This is a genomic window from Clostridium sp. JNZ J1-5 (assembly GCF_053901425.1).
Genome location: NZ_CM132773.1, coordinates 2,574,741 through 2,595,963 on the forward strand (window position 1 = coordinate 2,574,741; position 21,223 = coordinate 2,595,963).

Sequence of the window (21,223 nt, forward strand, 5' to 3'; positions counted from 1 at the left end):
TTATGAAAAAAATTATTGCAGTTATGTTTTTTATAACTATTGTATTGGGAATTATATTGGGAGTTTCTTATATTAAGGCTGATGCTAGTCAAAAGACTATTGCCAATAAGCTTATAAGATTTCATGTTATAGCAAATAGCGATACTACAGAAGATCAAGCTTTAAAGTTAAAGGTTAGAGATGAGATTTTAGCCTATATGGCACCGAAACTAAAGGAATCTAAGTCCATAGAAGAATCTAGAAAAATAATTGGGGAAAATAATGAAGTTATAAAAGAAATAGCAAAAAAAGTAATAAAGAAAAATGGTTATAACTATTCTGTTGACGCTAAATTATCTCATGAGAATTTTCCAGTTAAGAGCTATGGTAATATAACTTTACCACAAGGTAACTATGAAGCTTATAGGGTTATTATAGGCAATGGGGAAGGACGTAATTGGTGGTGTGTAATGTTTCCACCGTTGTGTTTTACAGATATAACAAGAGGAGAAATTGCTTATAAAGAGACTGAACAAGAAATGAAAAAGGTTTTAACTAATGAAGAATATGAAATTGTAGATAATAATGAGTCTAAAGAAAATGAAATAGTTTTTAAATTTAAAATTGCTGAAACAATAAAAAACATATGCAAAAAAGTTCAAGAAAGATAGAATACCTTTCTTGAACTTTTTTGCATATGTGTTACATATAGTCAAGATTCTGATGATGTACAGAACTTATTCTTATCAAGAGAAAATTCATAAAGATTATCTTTTGCGGATAAAGAGTTTATTAAGTTATATATATCATTTCCGGAATGAGGCTTTATGTAATTTACATAATTTCGCTTTATTTTTTGTAAATATGCAGGATTAGTTATTAAGGTATTGATGGTATTTTTACACTCTTCTATATCATTTAGATTAATAGCTAAATGATTTTTAACTAAAAAGTCTATGTTCTTCTCTTCTTGGCCTGGTATTGGAGAAAAAAGTATAAGAGGTATAGATGATAACATAGCCTCAGTTATTGTAATTCCACCAGGTTTTGTTATTAAAACATCACATGCTTGCATATATTTATTTATTTCTCTAGTGTATTTTAGAACACGAGTTTCTTTTAAACAATTGGACTTTAGCTTCATAAGCTGGCAATACAATCTGTTATTTTTTCCTGTAGCTACAATTATCTGTATATCAGCTTTTATTTTATCCAATTCTTTATATAAATCTATAATTCTACCCATACCTAAGCTTCCTCCCATTACCAAGATAGTAAATTTCATGGGAGAAAGATTTAAAGATTTTAAAGTTACGCTTTTATCGTATTTTTTGAAGAAATTTGGATTAACAGGTATTCCTAAATTGTAAATTTTATCTTTATCTATTCCTTTAGTTATCATTTCATTAATCATGTCATTATTAGGTGTTATATATACATCAATGCCTTTATGCAGCCAAAAATTATGAGCTGCATAGTCTGTTATTATAGTAATAACGGGAATTTTCATATTTCCTCGAGTTTTAAGCATAGAAAGCATTTCAGTAGGTATGGGATGAGTGGAGATTATTATATCTGGATTAAATTCATAAATTAATTTTTTTAATTTTAAGGAAAATAATCTACCCAGTTTTGAAGACCCCTTCAGTACAGATAACTTTTTGCTGGAATCTATTTTATAATAAAGCCTTCCGTATATACTAGGATTAATTTTTAGAGATTTTATGTAACTTCCTATAACTAGCTTGTTTAGTGTAGGACTTATGTAACTTAATGTATCAACTATTATGACTTCAGAATTTTTATCATTAAGTAAAATATAATCTTTTATCGCTAATGATGTTTGTTTATGACCATCTCCTGCAGATATGGAGAAAATTAAAGTTTTCATGTTAAAAATCACTCTCTTCGTATAATCTTTATTAAATTTATGTTTTCAATTTTAATAAATAAAAGTTATAGATATTTACAAAGATAGTATAACCAGAATGTATAACAAAAATTATTAGAACAAATACTATTTGTAAATAATATAAGGTTATATAAAGGGGAGGAAATTTTATGAAAATAGCCAGAAAGAGATTTATATACACTGCAGCAGTGGCGATTATAGTAGTTTTTTCTAGCACTTTTGCAATCCTTATGACGTTAGAGAGAACAGATTATAGAAATTATTTGCAGGGTGAATATTCTAAAAGCATGTACCAATTAATCGATTCAGTCAAAAATATTAAGAGTGAACTTGCAAAATCAGCAGTTTTAGGTTCTAAGGAGCAGAGTATAGTAGCTTTTGAAAATGTATTTAGATATTCTAGTATAGCAAATGATAAAATACATTCATTGCCTATATCACAGCAGTATATGGAGGGAACAAGTAACTTCTTAGCAAAGGTTGGGGATTACTCCTATACACTTGTTAAAAACTCAACCCAAGGGAAAGACTTAACAGATAAGGACTACAATAATATTGAAGAATTAAAAAGCCAAGCAGATTATCTCTTAATACAGTTAAATGAAATACAACAGGACATAAATCAAGGAAAAGTTAAATGGGGAGAAATAAGAAAAAAAGCAAGTAAAGCTCTTGATAAGACTGCAGATAAATTAGTTTCAAGTAAATTTAGCGATTTACAAAAACAAGTAGTTCAGTATCCAGCTCTTATATATGATGGACCGTTTTCGGATAATACTGTAGATATAAAACCAAGAGTACTATCAGAAAAGCAAATTACAGAACAAGAGGCTAGCAATTTAGTAAAAAATTTATTAGGGGCAGATAAGATACAAAACATTACTAAAAAAGAGGGAGAAAGTACAAGAATACCTTCATATAGCTTTAATGTTGAATTAAAGGGAAGGGGAAAAGGGGAAAATGTAGCATGTGAAGTAAGCAAAAATGGAGGGAAAGTTATCTATCTTTTAGACAATAAAAATGTATCTACCACTGCAAAATATGATGTTAATAAGGCAATTAACATGGGAGCTGAATATTTAAGTAAACTTGGATATAAAGATATGAAGCCTACATATAACATAAAATATGACAATGTAGTTACAATTAGTTATGTGTATCATCAAGATAATGTAGCTATTTATACTGATCAGATAAAATTAAAGATAGCATTAGATGATGGCAGTGTAATTGGTATAGAATCAGAAAAGTATCTTACTTCCCATGTAGATAAAAGAGATATTCCTAAACCTAAAATTTCTGAAACTCAGGCTAAAGAAAAAGTGGGGAAAAATCTACAAGTTAGCTCTCCAAAACTTGCTATAGTTCCTACCGAAACTAATAAAGAAGCGCTTTGCTATGAATTTAGTGGAAAATACAGAGATGACAATTTCATTGTATATATAAATGCAGAGACAGGTTATGAGCAGAAAATACTTCAAATTATTAATACTCCAAATGGACAATTAACTATTTAGAACTCATTATTACAAATAATAAAGGATTAGATTATTGTTCTTGTAATTTATTCTAGAATATTAAAAAGCATGGACTTTTATATATTAAGATGTTCATGCTTTTTATTTTATGTAATATATATGAAATTACTCCATTATAAAATTCTAATGGTGAAAGCGATGAAGAAGCTTTTTTTATAGTTAAAGATAGTAACATGTGCTATTATAAATATGTATTAAGAATATTTATAGTTCACATATCTAGCATATTATTATATAATTAGTGCGGTAGTGAGTTAATTTAACTTTAGTAAAATGTTCACATATTGATTAAATAAAATATAATAATTAGTAGCTTTATATTGAAGATAAAGAGGATTCTTTGTTTCAGATGGAGTTTTTTCTCCAACTGAAGCTTAGAAGCCCTTATCTAGGGACGTAGCAATCGTTATCTCCCACTTTAGAAGAGGGAGTATTACGGTTGGTAGTCATCAGATAAATTGTTGTAAGGAGAGATAATTATGAAGAAAAAAGTAGCTATTCTTTTTGGAGGTCAATCAACAGAACACGAAGTTTCTCGTGTTTCAGCATCTTCAGTTTTAAGAAATATTGACTTAAGCAAATATGATCCATACCCAATAGGAATTACAAAAGATGGGAAATGGTTTGAATATACAGGTTCTATAGATAAAATAGAGAATGGTGACTGGGAAAAAGATGAATTCTATAAAGCACCAAATGGACAAGAAATCCTTTTTAATAAAGGAGTAGATGTAGTTTTTCCAGTAATGCATGGTTTATATGGAGAAGATGGGACGATACAAGGCTTATGTAAACTTGTAGGACTACCATGTGTAGGACCTGGAGTTATGGCTTCTGCTGTTTGTATGGACAAAGTTTACACAAAATACTTGCTAGAGGATTTTGGAATTAAACAAGCAGATTATGTAGTTGTAAATGCTCATGAATATGATAAAGAAAAAGAAAGATTATTACAGACTATAGAGGATAAACTTGGTTATGATGTTTTCATAAAGCCTTCTAATAGTGGTTCATCAGTTGGTATAAGTAAAGCTCATAATAGAAATGAATTAGAATTAGGGCTTGAAAAAGCATTAGTATATGACAGAAAAATATTGGTTGAAAAAGCGATTAATGCAAGAGAGGTTGAAGTAGCTGTACTTGGGAATGATGAGCCAATAGCAGCAACACCAGGAGAAATAATCCCTGCTAATGAATTTTATGATTATGAGGCAAAATATTCAAATGCTGAATCTAAACTGTTAATTCCTGCAAATTTAAGTGAGGATAAATTAAAATTTGTAAGACAAGAAGCTATAAAAATATATAAAATCTTAGATTGTGCTGGAATGTCAAGAGTGGATTTTTTAGTGGATAAAGATACTGAAGAAGTTTATTTAAATGAAATAAACACTATACCAGGATTCACAAAGATAAGTATGTATCCAAAAATGTGGCAAGCAGATGGAAAAGTGTACAGGGATTTAATAAGTGAACTTATAGAACTTGCTGTAGAAAGAAATAATAGATAGTAACAAAAGAATAGAAAGGAGAATATTATGACAAGGGCATTGGCACTTATATCTGGAGGACTGGATAGTATACTGGCATCAAAGCTTATAAAGGACCAAGGAATTGAAGTTATTGGTATATGCTTTAAATCACACTTTTTTGGACCTTCAAATGCTATAAGGATGGCTAATCAAATAGACCTACCTCTAGAAATTATAGATTTTTCAGAAGAACATTTCGAGATGACAAAAGCGCCTAAACATGGACATGGGAAGAATATGAATCCTTGTATAGATTGTCATGCTATGATGATGAGATATGCTGGAGATCTTCTTCAAAAGTATAATGCGGACTTTATTATAACGGGAGAAGTTTTAAATCAAAGGCCTATGTCTCAAAATAAAGCTTCGTTAAATATAGTAAAGAAAGAATCGGGTTATGCTGATAAAATATTAAGACCTCTCTGTGCCAAAGCACTACCTCCTACAGAAATGGAACTTAATGGATTAGTTGATAGAGAAAAATTGCTAGATATAACAGGTAGAAGTAGAAAAGTTCAAATGAAGCTGGCTGAAGAATGGGGAATAAAAGATTATCCATCACCAGCGGGAGGATGTAAGTTAACGGAGCCTGGTTTTGCCATGAGACTTAGAGAATTGATACAACATAAAGAAGAACCTGAACAAAGAGATATAGATCTTTTAAGGATAGGCAGACATTTTAGAGTTTCTAGTGGTGCAAAGATTATATCTACAAGAACTGGAGAAGAAACAGAGGAAATAAAGAAATATCTGAAGTCTAAAGATATAGGTTTCTTAGTTAAAGATTTTAATGGTTCTTTAGTAGTTATAATAGGGGAGGCTTCAGAAAAAGATATAGAATTTGCAGCTAAAGTTGCTGGAAGATATTCTAAAGGAAAAGATAAGGATAAGCTTAAGGTTATTTACGGAAATTATGGTGAAGCTTATGATAAATCTATTGAAGTAAAACCCGCAAGTGAAGATGAATTAAAAGAATTTATGATAAGCTAGGGAGAGGAAAATGTATGAGTAAAAAAGCAATTATATCTGTAGCAAGTAAGCAATTGGGAAATGAAGATGAGGCTATAGAGATTGTTACTCAAGGAAAATTTTACAAAAAGAATGATTGCTATTATGCTATTTACGAAGAAACAGAGTTATCTGGAATGGCTGGCACTACTACAACTATAAAGATTAAACCAAATGAATTCAGTTTAATAAGAATGGGAACAACTAACGCTAGAGTTGAATTTAAGGACAGTTATAAAAATATATCTATGTATAACACTCCATATGGAACTCTAGAATTATCAGTACAGACAAAAAAGCTGGATATAGATATAAATGAAAATGGAGGAAAAGTGTCAGTAGATTATGACATGAGTCTAAGTGGCCAGTCGCCATTGAAGACTACTCTAAACATTGGTATAAAAGCTATATAGAATAAATTTATAAGTAATAATTAAGTTTTAAGGAAGAGTGAAAAGAAGATTTTCATTCTTCTTTTTTTATTTTATATATAAAAAAGGAGTTTAATTAAAATGTAAGTGGATAATAATTACAAATGAGGTGATTTTATGTTTAGATCAGACAAATATGAAAAAATAATAGATATAATATGTTCAATGAAAGGGATAAAGAAGGAAGATTTATATAAAATATTAAAGGATAGAGAATGTAAGTATCTACTATTTTTATTATTAAAAAAGTACAACTGTGATGATATGGAGAAAATAAATAGAGATTTTTACATAAATAATAAGAGGGTTGTTAATTATAATATAAGAAAAGCGCAAGAAAAATTCCTTATAAATAATGAATTTAGACAGGTATATTTCCAAGTCGAAAAAGAAATTGGAGAATAGGACAAAAAAGAAATTAAAAAACATGTCAAAAAAAGTCTAGCATAAGACAAAAAAGTATGATATCATAGATATTATGTTTTTAGGTACAAATATAGCATTTTATAGGGTAATTTCTATTATAGTCAATAATAAATTATTTGTCAATAGTTTTTACATATATCGAAGGAGGAATTTTTTTGAGCACTAAATATGTATTTGTAACTGGAGGAGTTGTCTCTTCATTAGGAAAAGGAATAACAGCAGCTTCACTTGGAAGATTATTAAAAAATAGAGGACTTAAGGTTTCTATACAGAAATTTGATCCTTATCTAAATGTTGATCCAGGCACTATGAGCCCTTATCAACACGGAGAAGTATTTGTAACTGATGATGGAGCAGAAACAGATTTAGATTTAGGTCATTATGAGAGATTTATAGATGAAAATTTAAGCCAAAATAACAATGTTACAACAGGAAGAGTATATTGGTCTGTATTGTCGAAAGAGAGACGTGGGGATTATCTTGGAGGAACAGTTCAGGTAATTCCACACATAACAAATGAACTTAAAGAAAGAGTATACAGAGTGGCTAAAGAAAAAGAAATAGATGTGGTTATAACAGAAATAGGAGGAACAGTTGGAGATATTGAATCACTACCTTTCCTAGAGTCCATAAGACAAATAAAATATGAAGTTGGCAGAGAAAATGTTTGCTTCATTCATGTGACATTAATACCATACTTGGGAAAAGCCGGTGAGCTAAAAACAAAACCTACTCAGCATTCTGTTAAGGAATTAAGGAGTATAGGTATTCAACCAGATATAATAGTTTGCAGAACTGAAAAACCTCTTAATGATGATGTAAAAGGTAAAATAGGGCTATTCTGCAATGTAGATGCTAACGCAGTTATCCAAAACCTTGATGCAGAAGATCTTTATGAAGTTCCAATGATGCTACACAATGAAGGTTTAGATACTCTTGTATGTGATAAATTAAATTTAAACTGCAGTAAGATAGATAATGCAGAGTGGATAGATATGGTTAATAAGATTAAAAACCTAAAAGAAAATGTAAATATCGGTCTTGTTGGTAAATATGTAGAACTTCATGATGCTTATATTTCCGTGGTGGAGGCTTTAAATCATGGAGGAATACCTAATAACGCTAGCGTTAATATCAAATGGATTAATGCGGAACATGTTACTAAGGAAAATGTAGAAAGTTACTTAAAAGATGTGAATGGAATATTAGTTCCAGGAGGTTTTGGAGATAGAGGAGTAGAAGGAAAAATTGAAGCTATAAAATATGCAAGAGTCAATAAAGTTCCTTTTCTTGGAGTATGCCTTGGAATGCAGTGTTCTGTTATAGAATTTGCTAGAAACATTTTAAATTATAGCGATGCAAATAGTTCAGAAATAAATGAAAATAGCAGCCATCCTGTAATTGACTTAATGCCTGATCAGAAGGATATAGATGAAAAGGGCGGAACAATGAGACTAGGATTGTATCCTTGCAAATTGGATGAAAATTCAAATGCATTTAAAGCTTATGGGCAGCCAGTAATTTATGAAAGACATAGACACAGATATGAGTTTAATAATGAATATAGAAAGAGAATTACAGAAGCAGGCTTAAGTATTACTGGATTAAGTCCTGACGATAGATTAGTTGAAATAGTAGAAGTTAAAGATCATCCTTGGTTTGTTGCAACTCAATTCCATCCAGAACTTAAATCAAGGCCTAACAGACCTCATCCTCTATTTAGAGATTTTATAAAAGCTGCATTGGAAAATAAATAAAATCAGGGCTATGTTTTATGAAATTGTTGATTTGTATAATTTATCATTATAATGAAATCAACAATCTTTAAAACATAGCTTTTTATTTTGTAATCCGCAATGTATAAGGAATATATATAATTAGAATATTTGTAGTTAATAAAAATTTATTATTCTAATTAGAAGGAAATAAAATATAAATATAGAATTTAATAAATTAGAGATACGATAACGCTCCAAATGAAAAGGAGGAAAAACAAAGGTGTTGATAGATACTTTAATTACCGCTGCTTTTAAGAATTCTCTTGGGCAATATGATATAAAAAGACTATCGGTATTTGAAATAGCTAATATAAATAAATTTTTTAATAATATAGAATGTGAAAAATTAAAAAATAAAGAGATTAAAATTAAAATTATATGTCCTATATGTGGAGAGTATCATCACTATGTTTATAATATAAGTGATTTTATTAAAAGAAGTATGATAATTGGTGGATGTGAAAAAATAGGATTGCCCTTATTCTTTATAGGTAATACTGAGAAAGTTGAAGATAAGATAAATAAGTATAAAGAAGTAAATAGAAAAATATACGCAATGATATGATATATGTATATTTTAAGTAGGCTGGGGGTACTATTATAGACACAGACTACTTTTACTTTTTTAAAAATTAAAAAGTAGATAAAAAATAAAAAATAGGTTATAATCTAAAGAGTATTACATCTCTAACATTTCTGTGCCAACTATTCCCCGTGGATAAATATAAATAAATAAGTTAAATATGGAGGTGCTATTTTGTCTAATAAAGAGTTACAGGACATGACTGTTGTTGAATTAAGAGAATTAGCTAAAAAGTTAGGAATTAAGGGAACATCTAAATTGAAAAAATCAGAGTTAATAGATGAAATTGATAAAAATTCACCAGTATCTATAAGTAAAGATGGTGTTGTGTTAAGAGAAAAAATAAGTCCTAAAATTGTACATAATGGTTCAGAAAATAATGAATTACCACATAAGGAAGAGATTCAAAAGTCTAAAGTATATGAAAAAGAAGTTAAAAATATAGAAGAGGAAGAAGTTAATATAGAAAAGGGAAAAAACCTAAAAGAAATGATAAATGATTCTGATGTTGCAAAAGGTGTTTTAGAGATAATCGAAAATAATAATTATGGATTTTTAAGAGGTGAAAATTATCTAACGGGTCCTAAAGATATATATGTATCACCATCACAAATTAGAAGATTTAATTTAAAGACTGGTGATGAAGTACAAGGAAGAATTAGAACAGCAAAAGAAGGGGAAAAATTCCAAGCATTGCTGTATGTTGAAAAGATAAATGGTGAAAATCCAGAAAAGGCAGTTGGAAGACAAAAGTTTGAAAAGCTAACGCCTATTTATCCAAATGAAAGAATAAAATTAGAAACAAGTCAGCTAGATTTATCATCAAGATTGATGGATATAATCTCACCTATAGGTAAAGGTCAAAGAGGTATAATAGTTGCTCCACCTAAGGCTGGAAAGACTACTCTTCTTAAAAAGATTGCACATAGTATTTCTACAAATCATCCAGAAGTAAAATTAATTGTACTTTTAATAGATGAGAGACCAGAAGAAGTTACAGATATGCAAAGATCAATAAATGGAGAAATTATATACTCTACTTTTGATGAGGAACCAGATCATCATACTAAAGTTGCATATATGGTACTTGAGAGAGCGAAGAGAATGGTTGAACAGGGACAAGATGTTGTAGTGCTTTTAGATAGTTTGACAAGGCTTTCAAGAGCATATAACTTAACTATTAATCCAACAGGAAGAACTCTTTCAGGAGGACTTGATCCAGGGGCCTTAATAATGCCTAAGAAGTTCTTTGGTGCAGCAAGAAATATTGAAGAAGGTGGAAGCCTTACAATACTTGCAACAGCTCTTGTAGATACAGGAAGCAGAATGGATGATATGATATTTGAAGAATTTAAAGGAACTGGAAATATGGAAGTTCATTTAGATAGAAAACTTGAAGAGAGAAGAATATTCCCGGCTATAGACATATTTAAATCAGGAACAAGAAGAGAAGACTTATTACTTTCTCCAGAGGAACTTGAAGCATCCTTCAAAATAAGAAGAGTTATGTATAAAGAAAATAACGTAGGAGATATAACTGAAAAGTTGATAAATTTATTGTCTAAGACAAAAAATAATGGTGAGTTTTTGGGAATGTTTAATAAAGAAAAATGGGAAAGATAAAATCTTTCCCATTTTTAAATACTATTTCTCTTCTTTTAAGTTGTATTTCTTCATGAATTTTTCAATTCTTCCACCTGTATCTAATACCTTTTGTTTTCCAGTATAGAATGGGTGACATTGAGAACATACATCGACTTTAAGTTCTGTTTTTATAGAACCTGTTGTAAAAGTATTTCCACAAGCGCATTTAACTACTGCGTCATTGTGATATTCTGGATGTAAACCTTCTTTCATCTTGTTTCACCTCGCTTAAGGATATTATTCTTTAATAGAATAATTCAAACCGAATTGTCAACTCTTAGAATTATATCATAGGGTAATTAAAATATCAACTGCATTAATAATTTTTATTAAGTTCATAAAATGAGTATATTACGACAAAATGGCGGCCTTGGTAACTACAGAGTAAGGCTATAAAAATCGAGGGTATATAATTCAACAGAGAATCTTCGCTACGTTGAGAAGTTCTAGGTTTGTGCCTTAAAAATTACCTACCCAGTCCTATGCATCCTCCTGATGCAGTCCTGGCTCCCACCCATCCTAGGTGGGAATTACGGTGATAGGGTTTTAGGCGTAGCCTGTTGAGGTTATACTAGTATTTACTACAGCATTTGTTGCTTGCAATCAATTAAAGCATGTAAAATTACAACCAAGTGTGAATAACTATTATAAAAATAATTAGAATCAATGAAGATATTAGTTTAAAGAAAGTATGTTAAAAGAAATTGTTAATCATAGGATACTTTGTTTATAGATTGTTTTACAAAATGTCAGTATGCTATCACATTTATTTATAGTAATTCTTTAAATTGTACTCAAGGACGAGCACAGCCCGCTCCCCTACAGGACGTGGGATGGAGCGGGGGTAGAATTTTTAAATAAATCAGCCTTTATTACTACTTTATGAACTGAAGGTTTCTCAATGATACATATATGCGTTAGCCTAGTAATCTTACATGCCGCCATTTTGTCGTACTATACTCATTTTGTGAATTGATGGATATTGGGTAGTAACGCTAGTTATTCTTTTTTTTATAGTTATTAAAGAATGGGGTTATTTTATATATTAGCGCTGAAATTACAGCAATAAACGCAAATAACCAAGCCATTGGTATTAAGAAAAATGGCTCTACTAGAGTACCATCTGGAGCAACTTCAGACCCAATAATTCCATAAGCAGCTATACAACCAAGTGATATAATAAGTGATATTAAAGAAATAAGATATTTTTTCATAAAAACTTCCTCCCATTAAATTTAGTTAATTTATTTTAATTTTGTTTTATTTGCAACATAGAGATACTACTTTAATCTACCATCATTTTCATCTGCATACTCTAAAATCTCCCCAGGCTGGCAATCTAATATTTTGCATAAGGATTCCAGTGTAGAAAAACGAATTGCTTTTGCTTTACTGTTTTTTAAAATAGAGAGGTTAGCCATAGTTATTCCCATTTTTTCTGAAAGCTCCGTAGAATTAATTTTTCTCTTAGCCATCATTACATCAAGATTCACTATGATTGGCATAATAACATTCCTTCCTAAATTGTTTCATCGTTTTCCTCCTTAATTTTTATGGCGATTTCAAATAATTGGGATAATACTATGCATAGAAATCCCATTGTTAAACAAATAATAGCCAATGCAGCAAGAGGCAATCCTAAAGGAATATTTTTGAATCCTGCAATTGAATAATCTAAGTATTTTTCGCATCCTATAATAATAAACAATTCAATAAAAGAGCACATAGAAATAATTTTTAATGATTTAACACTTTCCATAGAAAAAGGATTATTTTTAACAACCAAACTGCAGAGTTTTTTTAGTTTAAATAGAGCTATTACATATGGGGCTCCAAGTAAATAGAAGCAAGTAGAAATTGTTATAACTAATGCACGATCTAGTATAGAATAATGACCTTTTAAAAATGCTGTAATAATAAGTGGATTTGCTAAATAAAAAATACACGTAATAGAGATTCCTAAAATTACAATCATATTTAAAATTTTGGGGATAAAGTTATTTTTCACATTATCAACCTCGATTCTTTTGTTGTTCAATATTGATAATATATAATTATTTATCGTTTGTAAATAAAAAAATTACCTAATTCGATATATATTTATCTTTTGACAATTTCGGAGTATTGTGAAATATAACTTTTTACAGCTATATTTACAAAATCCAAAGAATTAAGAAAAGCAATCTTCTTATATTGTGAATTTATTATTACAAAAGTAAAAATATAGCACTTGAAATCTAAATCCAAAAACATGTAAAATGAATTAGTGATGTGTATCTTAAAAAAATTTTGGAGGCGCCAGGGGAATGAGCAAGTTATATTTTAGATATGGAGCCATGAATTGTGGTAAATCAACAAACTTACTACAGGTGGCACATAATTATGAAGAACGGGGAATGAAAGTTATTATTATAAAACCTAAAACAGATACAAAAGGAGGAAATACAGTAGTATCTAGGCTTGGTGTAGTAAGAGAAGTGGACATGCTTTTGTCAGAATACGAAAATATATATGAAAAAGTAGAAGAGTGGAATTTAGAACATGGAAAAGTAGATTGTATTTTAGCAGATGAAGTTCAGTTTTTTAGGAGTAACCAAATAGATCAGCTTTTTGAAATAGCTGTAAAAATGGATATTCCAACTATATGCTATGGTTTACGTACTGACTTTCAGATGAAAGGGTTTGAAGGGAGCACAAGATTGCTTTTAATAGCTCATAGTCTAGAAGAATTGAAGACAATTTGTACTTGTGGTAAAAAAGCTTTATTAAATGGAAGAAAAGTTAATGGAGAATTTGTGTTTGAAGGAAAACAAATAGCTATAGATAAAGAAGACAATGTTGAATATCAATCTCTTTGTCCTAGATGTTATTTTATATATAAAGAGAAATATGAACAGAAAAAGAATATTTGTGCAAAAGATATAGATATGGATATAATAATATAATAAGCTTAAACTTAAATAAAGATAGTATGGATAAAAGGGGTGTGAACATGGGAAGAAAAAGCACGGTTGGAGGGCAAGCAGTAATAGAAGGCGTAATGATGAGAGGAAGTAAAGGAGTTGCTACTGCAGTTAGAAAGAGCAATGGTGAAATAGAGATAGATTTTAATGAAAGTATACCCCTAACCAAAAGGTATAAAATATTCTCTATTCCCATAATTAGAGGCTTTGTAACATTAATTGATTCGTTAATTCTAGGGATAAAAACTTTAAACTATTCAGCATCTTTTTTTATGGAAGAGGATGAAGATGTTGAGCCGTCTAAAGTAGATAAATGGATTGAAGGAATATTTAAAGATAAAACTGACGATGTTGTAATGGGCTTTTCCTTTATTATTTCTTTAATAATTTCAGTAGGGTTATTTTTTATACTTCCAACTTTTGCTGCTAACATATTCAAAAAAGCCAATGTTAATAATACATTTGTTCTAAATATATTTGAAGGTATAATAAGAGTAAGTATATTCTTACTATATTTATATCTTATAAGCAAAATGGAAGATATAAAAAGAGTATTCCAATATCATGGAGCAGAACATAAAACAATATTTTGCTATGAAAAAGAAAAAGAATTGACTCCTGAAAATGCAAAAGAACAAGGCAGATTACATCCAAGGTGTGGCACTAATTTCTTGTTTTTAGTTATGATGGTAAGTATTATATTGTTTTCTTTTACCGGGTGGAATTCTATTTATGAAAGAATATTGTATAGAATAATCTTATTGCCAGTTGTTTCTGGAGTTACTTATGAACTTATTAAATGGATGGGAAGCAGCAAAAACAAACTTTCTCAGATATTATCCTATCCAGGACTTATGCTACAAAAGATAACTACCCAGGAGCCTGATTTAAGCCAGCTGGAAGTTGCAATACAATCACTTAAAGTGGCAGAGGGGATAGAAACTGTAGAGAGCATAAAGAGAAAAGCTGAAGCTAAAGAATTAAAAATTGACCATGAGCATACTAATGATGATAGATCAAGTTTGGATAAAGAAAGTATCAAAGAGAAATCAATAGTTACAGAATAATCACTTGCAATTTGCAAGTGATTTTTATCGGATGACAAGTTCTTTAAGTAATTTAGAAAGGGTGTTATTTTGAAAATAGGAGAAATTTTAAGTATAGCATACGATACTCTAAAATCAGTAGGAATAGATACCTATATAATAGATTCACAATTACTACTTCAAAAAGTATTAGATAGAGATAAGTTATTCATAATTTTAAATAGAAATTTTGAAATTAGTAGAGAAGAAGAAGAAGAATTCTTAAAAATTCTAGAACTAAGAAAAAATAAAATGCCTGTAAAATATATTCTAGGTGAATGTGAATTTATGGGGATGAATTTTAGTGTAAAGGAAGGAGTGCTTATTCCAAGGGCAGATACTGAGACACTAGTAGAAGAAGTGATAAAAGAAATTAGGTGTAATAATTATACTGAAGTTTGTGATGTATGCTGTGGAAGTGGTGCTATTGGGGTTACTATAGCTGAATTTGTAAAGGAAGCTAAGGTTTATTGCTATGATATTTCAGATGTTGCCATTCAGGTTACAAATTGTAATATAAATAAGTTTAAACTAGATGATAGAGTTAAGGTAGTTAAAAGTGATCTTTTAGAAGAAGCTATAAATAAAAATAGAAAATTTAATTTAGTAGTTTCCAATCCTCCTTATATAAGAAGAGAGGTTATCCCTACTTTAATGGAGGATGTTAAAAATTATGAGCCTTATATAGCTTTGTGTGGGGGAGAAGATGGACTAGATTTTTATAGAAAGATAGCAGAGCAAAGCTTGAAAATTTTAGATAAAAGAGGAACATTAGCCTTTGAAATAGGTCATGATCAAGGGGAAGATGTAAAAAAAATATTGGATTACAATGGATTTAAAAATATAAGATGCATCAAAGATTTAGCAGGATTGGATAGAGTAATAATTGGAAGTAAAGAATAACTATTCTTCTTGCTTGCGATGGAATAAAATTTTGTGATATAATATTAAAATGTGAAAATATGAATACGGAGTGATAAAGCAATGTTAGATAAACTAGAGTTTATTGAAAACAAATATGAAGAATTATCAATAAAGATTAGTGACCCATCAGTAATGGCTAATCAAAATGAGTGGAGAAAACTATGTAAAGAACATGCTGAACTTGAAACTGTGGTTAATAAATATAGAGAGTATAAAGGAACTTTAGAAGATTTAGAAGCTAATAAGGAAATGCTTTCAGAAGAAAGTGACAGAGAAATGAAAGAGATGATTCAAGAAGAGATAAAAGAGCTTGAAGAATCTAAAGTTATAAGTGAACAAGAATTAAGAGTATTGCTACTTCCTAAAGATCCTAACGATGATAAAAATGTATTTATTGAAATAAGAGCAGGTGCAGGTGGAGAAGAGGCAGCATTATTTGCAGCTAATCTTTTTAGAATGTACACAAGATATGCTGAGCGCCATGGTTGGAAAACTGAACTTATGAGTTCTAATGAAACGGATATAGGTGGATTTAAAGAAGTTGTATTTATGCTTAGAGGAGATGCAGCTTATAGCAAGATGAAGTTTGAAAGTGGAGTTCATAGAGTTCAAAGAGTTCCAGACACAGAATCAAGCGGAAGAATCCATACATCAACAGCAACTGTAGCTGTTTTACCAGAAGTTGATGATGTAGAAATATATGTAGATCCAAATGATGTAAGAGTAGATGTATTTAGAGCTTCTGGAAATGGTGGACAGTGTGTTAATACTACAGACTCTGCCGTAAGACTTACTCATATACCTACTGGAATAGTTGTTTCCTGTCAAGATGAAAAGTCGCAGCTTAAAAATAAAGAAAAGGCATTTAAAGTATTAAAGGCAAGACTTTATGAAAAGGCCGAATCAGAAAGAACAGCAGCTATTTCAGCAGATAGAAAAAGCCAAGTTGGTTCAGGTGATAGAAGTGAGAGAATAAGAACTTACAATTATCCTCAAGGAAGAGTTTCAGATCATAGAATAGGACTTACTTTATACAAACTAGATGCTTTCTTAGATGGAGATATGGAAGAAGTTATAGATGCATTAATTACAGTAGAGCAAGCTGAAAAAATGAAAGCTATGGGAAATGACCAATAATTTTTTATAGAATTATAGAGGTGGGACTATATGAATATAAATAAAGCCATTAGGAAGCAGAAAAAAACTTTAAAGTGGTTTATGCTATCTATGGGCTTTATTTTTTTAATTCTGCCATTAGTTGTGTATTTTACCAAAATTTTTTCTGCGTTCTTTTTAGCTTATCTGGTCATAATTGAAATTTTAATAGTTTTTGTAATAATGATAAGAGTAGATAAAGAAACTTTAAAGTTTGAATATAATAATAAATTGAAAATACAGAATGGTATTTTTAGAGATAGATATGTAATACTATGCGACAGAGCTATGCTAGTTCATACTTTAAATGAAGGAAAAGATTTAGAAATAATAATGATATTAAAATCTAGGCTTAGAAATAAAAAAATAAAGCCCATAGATTCCAGATTTCTAAAAAAATACAGCTGGTTTAATAAATACTATGATAATTTGAAAAAACAAAATAATTATAAAGAATGCTATTACTTAATAATAAATAAAGGCGGATATTCTAAATATGAACTGCTGGATTTGATATATAGATATAGTGTTAAGGCATACTTTACGGAGAATGCCATAAAAAGAATAAAAGAATATAGAAATTGAAGAATAAACCTCCATTTTGAAAAATAATATAAAGTAGAAATGGGGGAATTATTTTGGATATTAGAGTAATTTTAATAGTAACAGCAGCAAGTATATTTTCGCTAGCTGGAACAATGTTGGGTTCGTCTATAGGAGTAATAATTAGAAAGCCTTCTGACAGAATAATAGGATGTGTTAATGGATTAGCAGCTGGGCTCATGTTATCAATAGTAATGCTGGATTTGATACCTGAATCTATGTTAAAAATTAATTTTTTAAACACAATAATATTCTCTGTAATTGGAATACTTATTATTATGCTAATTGATATGTTGAGTAGCAAAAGGAGATTGTTTACTGATGGTAATGTAAAGGCAGCCTTTTTGGCAGCAGTAGGACTTATGATTCATAATTTCCCAGAAGGTATAATAATGGGAGCAGGATTTTTAGCTGATGCAAGTCTTGGCATTAAAATGAGTCTTTTAATTGCTATACATGACATACCGGAAGGAATGGCTGTATCAGCACCACTTATGGCATCTAGAGTAAAGGTATCTAAAATACTAGGATATGCTTTTATTACTGCCTTGCCAACAGTAGTAGGTGCTTGGATTGGAGTTTACATAGGAAGTATATCGGAAATTGTATTGGGAGAGTGTTTAGCTGTTGCATCGGGAATAATGCTTTATGTAATTTTTGGCCAGATGATTCCTGAATCAATAAAGCTTTGGAATGGAAAAATTATAACATTTAGTATATTAATAGGTATGATATTAGGACTTGTAATTACTAATGTATTATAATAAAATACTAAAGAATGATTAATAATTATATAAGTAAAGAAGTGAAAAAGTATGAATACTAAAGTTGTGGTTTTAAATGAAGAAAAACAAGATGTAGAGGCTATAAAGGCGGCAGGCGATGTTATAAGAGAAGGGGGACTCGTGGCGTTTCCTACGGAAACTGTATACGGACTTGGAGCAAATGCATTAAATCCAGAAGCAGTAAAAAAAATTTTCATTGCCAAAGGAAGACCTCAAGACAATCCTCTTATTGTACATGTATCGGATTTTAATATTGAAGATTTAGTTCAATATATACCACCTATTGCTAAAAAATTTATGAATAAGTTTTGGCCTGGTCCATTAACTTTAATTATGAAAAAGTCAGATAAAATACCAGAGGTTACTAGTGCTGGACTAGATAGTGTTGGAATTAGGATGCCTTCTAACTTTCTAGCAAACAAGTTAATAAAAGAAGCAGGAGTACCTATTGCGGCTCCATCTGCTAATATATCAGGAAAACCTAGTCCTACTAATATAGAAATGTGTATTGAGGATCTAATGGGAAAGGTTGAATACATAATAGGTGGAGAAAGATGTGATGTGGGACTTGAATCTACCATTGTAGATTGTACTGTGGAACCTCCATGTATACTAAGACCAGGTGGAGTTACAGTTGAAATGTTAAAAGAAATAGAACCTGATATATATATAGATCCTTCTATTATGAAAAAGGTAGAAAAGGATTTTAAACCAAAGGCCCCAGGAATGAAATATAGACATTATGCACCAAAGGCACCTGTAAAAATTATATCTGGTGATTTAGAAAAAACTATTGCAAAAATCAACGAAATAGTGCAAAATTATATAGACGATGGCAAGAAAGTTGGAATTATGGCAAGCGATGAAACTATAGAGAGATATTCTAATGCCATAGTGAAATCTCTAGGAAGTAGAAATAATTTAAGTACTGTTGCTAAAAACTTATTTAAAACTTTAAGAGAATTTGATAATTGTGATGTTGATGTAATATTATCAGAAGCCTTTGAAGAAAAAGGTGTTGGTATTGCAGTAATGAATAGACTAAAAAAAGCTGCAGGATTTGATATTATAGATGTTGATAAATAATTTAATTAGAGTTGAAGATATATGTAATTAAAATATTAATAAAAAGGAGGAGCAGTATGAAGGTTTTGTTTGTTTGCACAGGAAATACATGCAGAAGTTGCATGGCGGAAGCTATTTTCAATCAATTATCTGATATGGAAAACATTAAAGCTTACTCAGCTGGAATTTCTGTAGTTCCAGGAAGTAAAACATCTAAAAATACTGCAACTCTTATAAAGTCTAATTTTAATTTGAATATTAGTGAAAGAAATGCTGTCCAATTAACAGAAGAAATGATTAGGGAAAGTGATTTAGTATTAACTATGACAGCTTATATGAGAGATGTATTATCTCAAAAATTTTTTCAAGAAAAAAATAAAATATATACTCTAAATGAATTCATAGGCCTTAGCGATGATATAGTTGATCCATATGGAGGAAACATTAATATATATGAGGAAACTTTTTATATGCTAAATAGAGGCATAGAATTGTTACTTGATAAAATAAAGGAAGATAGTGGTAAATTGTACTAGTATCTTCTTTTTTTGCAATAAATTATAATAAACATACAAGATTAGGAGGAATTTTTATGAAGATAGCAATAGGATCTGATCATGGTGGCTTCAGATTAAAGAATGAAATAATTAAACATCTAGAACAAAAAGGTATAGAAGTTAAAGATTTCGGAACTGACACTGACAGCTCTTGTGACTATCCAGACTTCGGGGTTAAAGTTGCAGAAGAGGTTGTAGCAAAGAATTTTGATTTTGGTATAGTTATCTGTGGAACAGGAATTGGAATAAGCATATCTGCAAATAAAGTTCCTGGAGCAAGAGCTGCACTATGTCACGACACTTTTAGTGCACATGCTACCCGTGAACATAATAATTCAAATATATTAGCTATGGGAGAAAGAATTATAGGAGTAGGTCTTGCTCTTGATATAGTGGATACTTTCTTAGGAGCAGAGTTTCAAGGGGGAAGACACGCAACAAGAGTTGATAAAATTACAGAAATAGAAAAAAAATATTGTAAATAAACAAATAGGGAGGAATTTTTAATGAGTAAAGTAACACAAATTGCACATCCGTTAATACTACATAAATTATCTATTATAAGAAACAAGGAAACTGGGTCTAAAGACTTTAGAGAGCTTGTAGAAGAAGTAGCTATGTTGATGGCTTACGAAGTTACTCGTGATTTACCGCTTCAAGAAGTAGAAATAGAAACACCTATATGTAAAACAAAATGTAAAATGCTTGCTGGTAAAAAAGTAGCTATAGTACCTATATTAAGAGCAGGTCTTGGAATGGTAGATGGAATGTTGAAACTTATACCTGCAGCTAAAGTTGGACATATTGGATTATATAGAAATGAGGAAACATTAAAGCCAGTAGAATATTTCTGCAAACTACCTCAAGATATAAGTGAAAGAGATATTATAGTCACAGATCCAATGCTTGCTACAGGTGGATCTGCTATAGATGCAATACACGCTCTTAAAAAGAGAGGTGCTCAAAGTATAAGACTAATGTGCCTTATATCATCTCCAGAAGGTGTTAAAGCTGTTATGGATGAACATCCGGATGTAGATATATATGTTGCTGATATAGATGAAAGATTAAATGAACAAGGATACATAGTTCCAGGGCTTGGAGATGCAGGAGATAGACTTTTTGGAACTAAATAATTCTATCTATAAGAAAAATTAATTATTTGTAAGTTTATGAGGGTTAAATTACATCTGTTTTGTAATTTAGCCCTATATTTTTATAACTATCAACTGACATTATGTTCCATAAAACTTAA

Annotated in this window: 24 protein-coding genes; 19 read left to right on the forward strand and 5 right to left on the reverse strand. The window is 30.1% G+C overall.

Going from position 1 to position 21,223, the window contains the following annotated elements; translation table 11 throughout:
• The first annotated feature begins 2 nt into the window (after nt 1-2).
• A complete protein-coding gene (spoIIR, locus tag ACWW38_RS12395; protein WP_456257862.1) occupies nt 3-650 on the forward strand; it encodes a stage II sporulation protein R in 648 nt (215 codons plus the stop codon).
• 41 nt (nt 651-691) lie between these two features.
• Here spoIIR and ACWW38_RS12400 read toward each other — a convergent pair whose 3' ends face one another.
• Nucleotides 692-1,870 carry an MGDG synthase family glycosyltransferase gene (locus tag ACWW38_RS12400; RefSeq protein WP_456257863.1) on the reverse strand — a complete coding sequence of 393 codons (1,179 nt, stop codon included), beginning with the start codon at nt 1,868-1,870 and terminating at the stop codon, nt 692-694.
• A 170-nt stretch (nt 1,871-2,040) separates the two neighbouring features.
• Between ACWW38_RS12400 and ypeB the strand changes: the two genes are divergently transcribed.
• From ypeB to rho, 8 genes are all read left to right on the forward strand, one after another.
• On the forward strand, nt 2,041-3,408 hold the full coding sequence (gene ypeB / locus ACWW38_RS12405) for a germination protein YpeB (protein ID WP_456257864.1): 1,368 nt from the start codon (nt 2,041-2,043) through the stop codon (nt 3,406-3,408).
• A 500-nt stretch (nt 3,409-3,908) separates the two neighbouring features.
• On the forward strand, nt 3,909-4,940 hold the full coding sequence (locus ACWW38_RS12410; protein WP_456257865.1) for a D-alanine--D-alanine ligase family protein: 1,032 nt from the start codon (nt 3,909-3,911) through the stop codon (nt 4,938-4,940).
• 27 nt (nt 4,941-4,967) lie between these two features.
• Nucleotides 4,968-5,951, forward strand: coding sequence for a tRNA 4-thiouridine(8) synthase ThiI (locus ACWW38_RS12415; protein WP_456257866.1), 984 nt, complete (start codon nt 4,968-4,970; stop codon nt 5,949-5,951).
• A gap of 14 nt (nt 5,952-5,965) precedes the next feature.
• The gene (locus ACWW38_RS12420; protein ID WP_456257867.1) at nt 5,966-6,382 is read left to right on the forward strand and encodes a DUF1934 domain-containing protein; all 417 of its coding nucleotides are present in this window, start codon (nt 5,966-5,968) and stop codon (nt 6,380-6,382) included.
• A 135-nt stretch (nt 6,383-6,517) separates the two neighbouring features.
• Entirely contained in the window at nt 6,518-6,805 is a 288-nt protein-coding gene (locus ACWW38_RS12425; protein ID WP_456257868.1) for a ribose-5-phosphate isomerase, read from the forward strand.
• Nucleotides 6,806-6,981: 176 nt separating this feature from the next.
• On the forward strand, nt 6,982-8,583 hold the full coding sequence (locus tag ACWW38_RS12430) for a CTP synthase (RefSeq protein WP_456257869.1): 1,602 nt from the start codon (nt 6,982-6,984) through the stop codon (nt 8,581-8,583).
• 241 nt (nt 8,584-8,824) lie between these two features.
• Nucleotides 8,825-9,169 carry a hypothetical protein gene (locus ACWW38_RS12435; RefSeq protein WP_456257870.1) on the forward strand — a complete coding sequence of 115 codons (345 nt, stop codon included), beginning with the start codon at nt 8,825-8,827 and terminating at the stop codon, nt 9,167-9,169.
• 216 nt (nt 9,170-9,385) lie between these two features.
• A complete protein-coding gene (rho, locus tag ACWW38_RS12440) occupies nt 9,386-10,810 on the forward strand; it encodes a transcription termination factor Rho (RefSeq protein ID WP_456260462.1) in 1,425 nt (474 codons plus the stop codon).
• A 21-nt stretch (nt 10,811-10,831) separates the two neighbouring features.
• Here rho and rpmE read toward each other — a convergent pair whose 3' ends face one another.
• From rpmE to ACWW38_RS12460, 4 genes are all read right to left on the reverse strand, one after another.
• Entirely contained in the window at nt 10,832-11,044 is a 213-nt protein-coding gene (gene rpmE, locus ACWW38_RS12445) for a 50S ribosomal protein L31 (RefSeq protein ID WP_456257871.1), read from the reverse strand.
• 782 nt (nt 11,045-11,826) lie between these two features.
• Entirely contained in the window at nt 11,827-12,045 is a 219-nt protein-coding gene (locus tag ACWW38_RS12450) for a DUF3955 domain-containing protein (RefSeq protein WP_456257872.1), read from the reverse strand.
• A 66-nt stretch (nt 12,046-12,111) separates the two neighbouring features.
• A complete protein-coding gene (locus ACWW38_RS12455) occupies nt 12,112-12,336 on the reverse strand; it encodes a helix-turn-helix domain-containing protein (protein WP_456257873.1) in 225 nt (74 codons plus the stop codon).
• Nucleotides 12,337-12,350: 14 nt separating this feature from the next.
• On the reverse strand, nt 12,351-12,839 hold the full coding sequence (locus tag ACWW38_RS12460) for a DUF2975 domain-containing protein (RefSeq protein WP_456257874.1): 489 nt from the start codon (nt 12,837-12,839) through the stop codon (nt 12,351-12,353).
• Nucleotides 12,840-13,137: 298 nt separating this feature from the next.
• Between ACWW38_RS12460 and ACWW38_RS12465 the strand changes: the two genes are divergently transcribed.
• From ACWW38_RS12465 to upp, 10 genes are all read left to right on the forward strand, one after another.
• Nucleotides 13,138-13,776, forward strand: a complete 639-nt coding sequence (locus tag ACWW38_RS12465; protein ID WP_456257875.1) for a thymidine kinase — start codon at nt 13,138-13,140, stop codon at nt 13,774-13,776.
• Between the two features lie 47 nt (nt 13,777-13,823).
• Complete coding sequence (locus tag ACWW38_RS12470; protein WP_456257876.1) at nt 13,824-14,861, forward strand: DUF1385 domain-containing protein; 1,038 nt, start codon at nt 13,824-13,826, stop codon at nt 14,859-14,861.
• A 69-nt stretch (nt 14,862-14,930) separates the two neighbouring features.
• Nucleotides 14,931-15,782, forward strand: a complete 852-nt coding sequence (gene prmC / locus ACWW38_RS12475; protein ID WP_456257877.1) for a peptide chain release factor N(5)-glutamine methyltransferase — start codon at nt 14,931-14,933, stop codon at nt 15,780-15,782.
• 81 nt (nt 15,783-15,863) lie between these two features.
• On the forward strand, nt 15,864-16,940 hold the full coding sequence (prfA, locus tag ACWW38_RS12480) for a peptide chain release factor 1 (RefSeq protein ID WP_456257878.1): 1,077 nt from the start codon (nt 15,864-15,866) through the stop codon (nt 16,938-16,940).
• A 30-nt stretch (nt 16,941-16,970) separates the two neighbouring features.
• Entirely contained in the window at nt 16,971-17,543 is a 573-nt protein-coding gene (locus ACWW38_RS12485) for a hypothetical protein (RefSeq protein ID WP_456257879.1), read from the forward strand.
• Between the two features lie 53 nt (nt 17,544-17,596).
• Nucleotides 17,597-18,325, forward strand: a complete 729-nt coding sequence (locus ACWW38_RS12490; protein ID WP_456257880.1) for a ZIP family metal transporter — start codon at nt 17,597-17,599, stop codon at nt 18,323-18,325.
• 51 nt (nt 18,326-18,376) lie between these two features.
• A complete protein-coding gene (locus ACWW38_RS12495) occupies nt 18,377-19,432 on the forward strand; it encodes an L-threonylcarbamoyladenylate synthase (protein ID WP_456257881.1) in 1,056 nt (351 codons plus the stop codon).
• A gap of 56 nt (nt 19,433-19,488) precedes the next feature.
• Nucleotides 19,489-19,947 carry a low molecular weight protein arginine phosphatase gene (locus ACWW38_RS12500; protein ID WP_456257882.1) on the forward strand — a complete coding sequence of 153 codons (459 nt, stop codon included), beginning with the start codon at nt 19,489-19,491 and terminating at the stop codon, nt 19,945-19,947.
• A gap of 56 nt (nt 19,948-20,003) precedes the next feature.
• The gene (rpiB, locus tag ACWW38_RS12505) at nt 20,004-20,453 is read left to right on the forward strand and encodes a ribose 5-phosphate isomerase B (RefSeq protein ID WP_456257883.1); all 450 of its coding nucleotides are present in this window, start codon (nt 20,004-20,006) and stop codon (nt 20,451-20,453) included.
• A gap of 21 nt (nt 20,454-20,474) precedes the next feature.
• Complete coding sequence (upp, locus tag ACWW38_RS12510) at nt 20,475-21,104, forward strand: uracil phosphoribosyltransferase (protein WP_456257884.1); 630 nt, start codon at nt 20,475-20,477, stop codon at nt 21,102-21,104.
• Nucleotides 21,105-21,223 lie beyond the last annotated feature (119 nt).